Consider the following 6,433-nt stretch of genomic DNA (forward strand, 5'->3'; position numbering starts at 1 on the left):
CGGTTGGCGCTCAGTTGGCGCTCTGCGTCGGGGGGTGGCCACCGCCCAGTGCGGGCAGTGCGGCGATCCGGTCGACGGCCCCCGCAAGGGCCTCGGGCGGCAGCAGTCCGGGGCCCCGGCTGCGGGCGAAGTCCGCGAACGTCTCCGCCGTCGTGAACTTCGGCCGGTATCCGAGCGTCTCGCGCATCTGGTTCGTCGCCACGACCCGGCCGTGGGTGAGCAGCCTCAGCTGCTCGGGCGAGAAGTCCGTCATGCCCACCGTACGCAGTGCCGAGCCCACCCAGCTGATCGCGGGCATCAGCAGCGAGACCGTGGGCCGGCCCAGCCTGCGCGCGCACTGCGAGAGCAACAGGACGCCGTCGCCGGTGATGTTGAACGTGCCGCTGTTGAGCGTGCCGCGCCGCGGCTCGTGCGAGGCGATCCGCAGGACGTCGATCACGTCGTCCTCGTGCACGAACTGCAGCCGCGGGTCGTAGCCGAGGACGGTCGGCAGCACCGGCAGCGAGAAGTACGCGGCGAGCGGGGTGTCCGCGCCCGGGCCGAGGATGTTGGCGAACCGCAGCACGCACACGGCGACGTCGGGCCGCCGCCGCGCGAACCCTCGTACGTACCCCTCGACCTCGACCGTGTCCTTCGCGAAGCCGCCGCTGGGCAGCGACTTGGGCGGGGTCGTCTCGGTGAAGACGGCCGGGTCGCGGGGCGCCGACCCGTAGACGTTGGTACTGGACTTCACCACGAGCCGCTTGACCGTCGGCGACTTCTGACAGGCACCCAGCAGCTGCATGGTGCCGATGACGTTGGTCTCCTTGACCGTGGCCCGGCTGCCGCTGCCCAGCGGGGTGCCCGTCACGTCCATGTGCACCACCGTGTCCACGGAGTGCTCGGCCAGCAGCCTGGCGATGGTGGGCTGCCTTATGTCGGCGCGTACGAAATCCGCTCCGCCCAGGTGGTGCTCGGGTGCGACCGCGTCCACGGCGACCACCCGGTCCACCTCGGGGTCACGCTGGATCCGTCGTACGAACCGGCCCCCCAGCTGACGGGCCACTCCGGTCACGAGCACGACCTTCCCCAAGATCAGCGCCTTCCTTCCAGCCGTCGACGACATGCTGCTCGTACTCTGCCGTGTTCCCCGTGTCGGTCACGTTAGCGGGTCGGTGTTGCGCTGTGATGACTGCCCGATGCACGAAGTGACCGCACCCTCGGACATACGATCAGACCAAGCCATTCGCCGCAGTGGACGTACGCCCAGACATGCGCACGGCGTTCGTTCCACCGGACATTCGACGCCGCTCGGACAGCCGCCGGGCGCCCTTCGGACCGCCGTCGGACGCCGTCCGGCGCATACGACTGTGGCCCCCCACCGACCGGTGAGGGGCCACAGAGCGCACTGTCGCGGCGTCGCCCACGCCCCGCTTTCGCGTGGTGGGCGACCGCCGCAGGTCGCGACTACTTCTTGTTGCGTCGCTGAACGCGAGTGCGCTTGAGCAGCTTGCGGTGCTTCTTCTTGGCCATCCGCTTACGCCGCTTCTTGATAACAGAGCCCACGACTACCCTCGCTCACTTCTCTTTACTCGTTGCTGGGCTGCATGGGCCCACACGACTTATGAGGGGCCAGCCTACCCGCCTGAGCGCCAGAGGTTGTAATCGAGGGGTTCCGGAGGAAATCCCGGGGACGCGATCAAGCACCCCCGGCCCTCCCCCGGACCGCCGTCAGGCTGTCTCCACCCCCACGTAGGACTCGCGAAGGTACTCGTGAACCGCTTGCTCCGGGACGCGGAACGACCTCCCCACCCGGATAGCGGGCAGATGACCGCTGTGCACCAAGCGGTACACGGTCATCTTCGACACTCGCATCACCGAGGCGACTTCCGCCACGGTAAGGAACTGAACCTCGTTCAGAGGCCTCTCGCCAGCAGCCATGAAACACACCTGAACCTTCCGCACTCGACGGTCGCCGGCTTCCCCTTCCGGTGACACTTCGTCGTTGCGTGCTCACTCCCCAGAGTAGGGGCGGGTGATGCGAGTGGGGAAGAGGAGCCCCCATCGGCGGCCTACTGTGACAGACACGCTCGATTGAGTACATAGCGAGTAAGCGGTCGGTAGTAATCAGACCGCACAGCGTCATCAAGTGGAACGACGACGGACACCCGCCCCTCTGCCTCGCCGACGAACAGCGCCGGATCATCGGTGTCACCCAGGCCGATGGCCTCGAACCCCAGCTGACCTGCCCCGCAGACCCATCCGTGGTCTCCCACCACGAGTTCCGGGAGAGGCCCGCCGGCGTCCACCGCGGCGGCCAGAGCGACTCGTACCGGGAGAGGTGAGTGTGTGTGCGCGCCGGTCGCACGGGCGGCGCCTCGCGCCCCCGGTTCCCGCACCAGCGCGACTCCTCGTACGTAGTCAAGGTTGTACGTGCGTAGACCGAACCGGGTCGTTATGTCGACACAGCTACCATGCGCGGGGGTGAGGACGGTACACCCGGCCGCCGACAGAGCGTCCGCGATGGCGGCGTAGAAGCCGAGCAGGCGGTGCGGATGCCCGGTGCCGAGCAGCACCGGGGAACGGTTCCGCACGGCTTCCGCAAGCCGCTCCGCGAAGGCGTCGAGAGCCGCGAGGGTCCGATCGGGATCGATCACATCGGGCCCGGAGGTATGCCGCAGATCGCCCGATACACCACACTTCTCCGCCATCAAAGCGATCAGATCGGACTGATTCCAGGCCCATTCGGGATCGAGTCCGATCGTCACCCGCGGATCCCGGGCGGCGAACAGCCGATAACTCCTGAGGCTCACCTCCCGCGAGGTGGCCACGGCCCCGGCCAGCCCCACCGCCAGCAGATGCGCCCGCAACGCCCCGGTACTCACCACCCCCCGATGCTGCCGCACGCGCCACGCGCCCGCGCCCAAAACAGCCCAAGAACCCCACAGTTGGCGTAACTGCCACGCCGAATTTCGTCCACGGCCCGGTGGGGGCCGACCGCGCAGTTCCCCGCGCCCCTGAAAAGCGGGGCTGCGCCCCAACCTTTCCTCCCAGCCCGTCCAGCGACGTGCCTTCAGCCGTCCGGCGACGTGTCTTCAGCCCGTCCGGCGTTTGAGGACGTCTTTCCAGCCGTCCGACGCATGAGGACGTCTTTCCAGCCCGTCCGGCGTTTGAGGACAAGGGGGGCGAGGGGGCGCAGCCCCCATGCAGTGACGGGAAGGGTAGGGGCGGCGGGGGCGAAAAAAGCCCTAGGCCAACAACCCCCGCAGGGGAAACGCCGCCCGCCGAGCGGCCAACACGGCCTGATCCAACCGATCGGCGGGGTCATATCCCGCATCCCACCCCACGAACGACACGGGCCACCGCCCATCAGTCATCCGCACAGGCCCCAACTGCCGCGTACGAGCAAACACTTCCTGCCGCCAACTCTCAGGAATGACGGACGAGGGCGCCACCTCCCGCCCCGCGGCGATCGCCACCAGATGCGTCCACGACCGCGGCACCACATCCACCACGGCATACCCGCCCCCACCGAGAGCGACCCACCGCCCCTCGGCGTACTCGTGCGCAAGCTCATGACAGGCAACCTGCACAGCCCGCTGCGCATCCAGCGACACGGCGAGATGAGCGAGCGGATCCTCGAAGTGCGTATCGGCCCCGTGCTGAGTGACCAGCACCTGCGGCCGGAAGTCGGCGATCAGCTCGGGAACGACGGAGTGGAAGGCCCGCAGCCACCCCGCGTCCCCGGTCCCGGCCGGCAGCGCCACGTTCACGGCGGAGCCCTCCGCTCCCGCGGCCCCGGTCTCCTCGGGCCACCCCGTCTGCGGGAACAGCGTCCGCGGATGCTCGTGCAGCGACACCGTCAGCACCCGCGGGTCCTCCCAGAACGCCGCCTGCACACCGTCCCCGTGATGCACGTCGACATCCACGTACGCGACCCGCTCCGCCCCGAGCTCCAGCAGCCGGGCGATGGCCAGGGAAGCATCGTTGTAGATGCAGAACCCCGACGCGCCGCCGGGCATCGCGTGGTGCAGCCCGCCCGCGAAGTTCACCGCGTGCAGCGCGTCGCCCCGCCACACCGCCTCGGCGGCGCCCACCGACTGCCCGGCGATCAGCGCGGACACCTCGTGCATACCGGCGAAGGCGGGATCGTCCATGGTCCCGAGTCCGTACGCCGCGTCGGCCGCCCGGGGATCCACGGAGGCGGCCTTGACCGCCTCGACGTAGTCCTCTCTGTGCACCAGCCGCAGGGTGGAGTCGCCGGCGGGCTTGGCCGCGACGACATCCACCTCCCGGTCGAGCCCGAAGGCGTCGACCAGGCGCCGGGTCAGCGCCAACCGGACCGGATCCATCGGATGATCCGGACCGAAGTCATAGCCCGTTACTGCCTCGTCCCACATCAGCTGTGCGCGGCCGCTCATGCCCGTCACCGTATCGGGAAGGTCCAGAAGCGAACGACCGGGCGTAGAACAGTGTCACGAGCACCAACGCCATCGGTACGAGCATCGCGCCCCGATAGCTCCACGCATCGCCCAGAGCTCCCACCAGGGGCGAACCGATCAGGAACCCGACATAGTTGAAGATATTCAGCCGCGCGACAGCCGCGTCCGCAGACCCGGGGAAGAGCCGGCCCGCCGCCGCGAAGGTCTGCGGCACGATCACGCACAGTCCGAACCCGACAAGAGTGAAGCCGAGCATCCCGACCCACGCGCCCGGCGCCGCCGCCACGACCGCGAAGCCGACGGCCGCGACCACCGCTCCGACCCGCACGACCGCCACCGCCCCGAACCGCCGTACCCCGAAGTCCCCCACGGCCCGCCCGAGCAGGGTGGTGACCATATAGACGTTGTACGGAACGGTCGCCAGCTGCTCCGAACTGCCGAGCACGTCCTGCAGATACTTGGCACTCCAGTTGGAGACGGTCGAGTCGCCGATGTACGCGATGGTCATCACCAGACACAGCGGCAGCAGCAGCTTGAACGCCACCCCGGTCCCGCCGGCGCCACCCGGCGCAGGCGCCACCGCCTGGGCCCCCTTCTGCCCGCTCGCGTCGACGTACCACCGGCTCCCCACGAGCGCGGCGGGCAGCAGCACCAGCACGGCGGGCAGATACGAGACGAACAGCGCCAGATCCCAGTGCGCCCCCACCCACGCGAGCGAGGCCCCGACGATCCCGCCGAGACTGAACGCGGCGTGGAAGCCGAGCATGATGCTGCGCCCGTAGGTGTGCTGAAGGCTCACGCCCAGCATGTTCATGGACGCGTCGAGGGCTCCGACGGCCAGTCCGAACGCGCCGAGAGCGAGCCCCAGCTCCCAGAGCCCGTCACCGGCCCCGACCCCCAGCAGCGCGAGCAGCACGACCGGCTGGGCCCAGCGCAGTACGTGACTCGGCGGCACCCGCTTCACCAGGTGCTCGGTGCAGACGCTCCCGACGCCGGCGAGGATCGGTACGGCGGCGAGGAAGGCGGGCAGCAGCCCGTCGGACACGTCGTACCGGTCCTGGATCGCCGGGATACGTGTCACGAGCAGCGCGAAGGCGACGCCCTGGGCGAAGAAGCTGAACGCCAAGGAAGCCCGGCCACGCCGCAGCACATCTGTCATGGCGGCTCAGCGTAGGGCTCAGGCTTACTCGTGGGTAGACGGTTCAGAAGATGAATTTCGCTCAGCTTCAGCCGTCTCCTACCGGCTCTACGGCTCCGGGTCAGCCCTGGAGGAGTCCCAGCAGCTCGCCCATGTCCCCGAAGAGCCGGTCGGCCCCGGCCTCTGCCAGCCGCTCGGCCGGCGTCATCGCCGTGAAGCCGTACACGTCCATCCCCGCCGCGCGCGCCGCCTGCACCCCGAGCGGACTGTCCTCCACGACGAGGCACTTCTCCGGAGGTACTCCCATCCGCTCGGCCGCGTGCAGGAAGAGATCCGGTGCCGGCTTGCCTCGACCCACGTCCTGCGAACTGAAGATGCGCTGGTCGTCGAACCACCGGTCGAGCCCGGTCTTCCGGTGCCCCACCCGGATCCGCTCATGGCTCCCGGACGACGCCACACAGTACGGAACTCCGTCCGCGTCCAGCTTCTCCAGGACCTCGACGGCCCCCGGAACCGGCTCCAGCTCCCGCTCGAAGGCGGCGAACACCCGCCCGTGAAAGACATCGTCGAAATCGGCGGGCAACCGCTCCCCGGTCCGCTCCTCGACCGTGTCGTGTACGCGGTGCATGGCGGCGCCCATGTAGTCGCGCAGGGAGTCCTCGTACGAGGTGGGGTGCCCGAGTTCGGTGAGATAGGCGGCGAGGAGGGTGTTGGAGATCGGCTCGCTGTCCACGAGGACACCGTCGTTGTCGAAGATCACCAGGTCATAGCGCATACCGAAGACCCTAGACGTCTCTCATTCTTGAAAAGGTTCCGAACGCGAAAAAGCCCCCGCACCGAAGTGCGGGGGCTTTCCCATTAAAATTTGTTCGGC

Annotated in this window: 7 protein-coding genes; all 7 read right to left on the reverse strand. The window is 68.8% G+C overall.

The window, feature by feature from the left end:
- Positions 1–10 precede the first annotated feature (10 nt).
- Entirely contained in the window at positions 11–1,072 is a 1,062-nt protein-coding gene (locus IE278_RS35715) for an NAD-dependent epimerase/dehydratase family protein (protein ID WP_189778792.1), read from the reverse strand.
- A 374-nt stretch (positions 1,073–1,446) separates the two neighbouring features.
- The gene (locus tag IE278_RS35720; protein WP_003948845.1) at positions 1,447–1,545 is read right to left on the reverse strand and encodes a 30S ribosomal protein bS22; all 99 of its coding nucleotides are present in this window, start codon (positions 1,543–1,545) and stop codon (positions 1,447–1,449) included.
- Positions 1,546–1,710: 165 nt separating this feature from the next.
- Complete coding sequence (locus IE278_RS35725) at positions 1,711–1,920, reverse strand: helix-turn-helix domain-containing protein (RefSeq protein ID WP_093781815.1); 210 nt, start codon at positions 1,918–1,920, stop codon at positions 1,711–1,713.
- A gap of 131 nt (positions 1,921–2,051) precedes the next feature.
- Positions 2,052–2,867 (reverse strand): phosphatase, encoded by an 816-nt coding sequence (locus tag IE278_RS35730; protein ID WP_189778794.1) that lies wholly within the window; start codon positions 2,865–2,867, stop codon positions 2,052–2,054.
- A gap of 360 nt (positions 2,868–3,227) precedes the next feature.
- Entirely contained in the window at positions 3,228–4,400 is a 1,173-nt protein-coding gene (locus IE278_RS35735; protein ID WP_189778797.1) for an acetoin utilization protein AcuC, read from the reverse strand.
- Positions 4,351–5,580, reverse strand: a complete 1,230-nt coding sequence (locus IE278_RS35740; RefSeq protein ID WP_189778799.1) for an MFS transporter — start codon at positions 5,578–5,580, stop codon at positions 4,351–4,353. Before IE278_RS35740 ends, IE278_RS35735 begins: the two co-directional genes overlap by 50 nt.
- Positions 5,581–5,680: 100 nt before the next feature.
- Positions 5,681–6,334: an HAD family hydrolase gene (locus IE278_RS35745; protein ID WP_189778801.1), complete on the reverse strand. Its 654-nt coding sequence runs from the start codon at positions 6,332–6,334 to the stop codon at positions 5,681–5,683.
- Between the last annotated feature and the right edge of the window lie 99 nt (positions 6,335–6,433).

Origin of the sequence: Streptomyces tauricus (assembly GCF_014650955.1) — a bacterium.
Taxonomy (GTDB): domain Bacteria; phylum Actinomycetota; class Actinomycetes; order Streptomycetales; family Streptomycetaceae; genus Streptomyces; species Streptomyces tauricus.

Bases quoted from the DNA above. Each gene is read 5' to 3' on its own strand.
- IE278_RS35725 (WP_093781815.1), bottom strand. From the start codon at position 1,920: ATGGCTGCTGGCGAGAGGCCTCTGAACGAGGTTCAGTTCCTTACCGTG.
- IE278_RS35740 (WP_189778799.1), bottom strand. From the start codon at position 5,580: ATGACAGATGTGCTGCGGCGTGGCCGGGCTTCCTTGGCGTTCAGCTTC.
- IE278_RS35745 (WP_189778801.1), bottom strand. From the start codon at position 6,334: ATGCGCTATGACCTGGTGATCTTCGACAACGACGGTGTCCTCGTGGAC.
- IE278_RS35735 (WP_189778797.1), bottom strand. From the start codon at position 4,400: ATGAGCGGCCGCGCACAGCTGATGTGGGACGAGGCAGTAACGGGCTAT.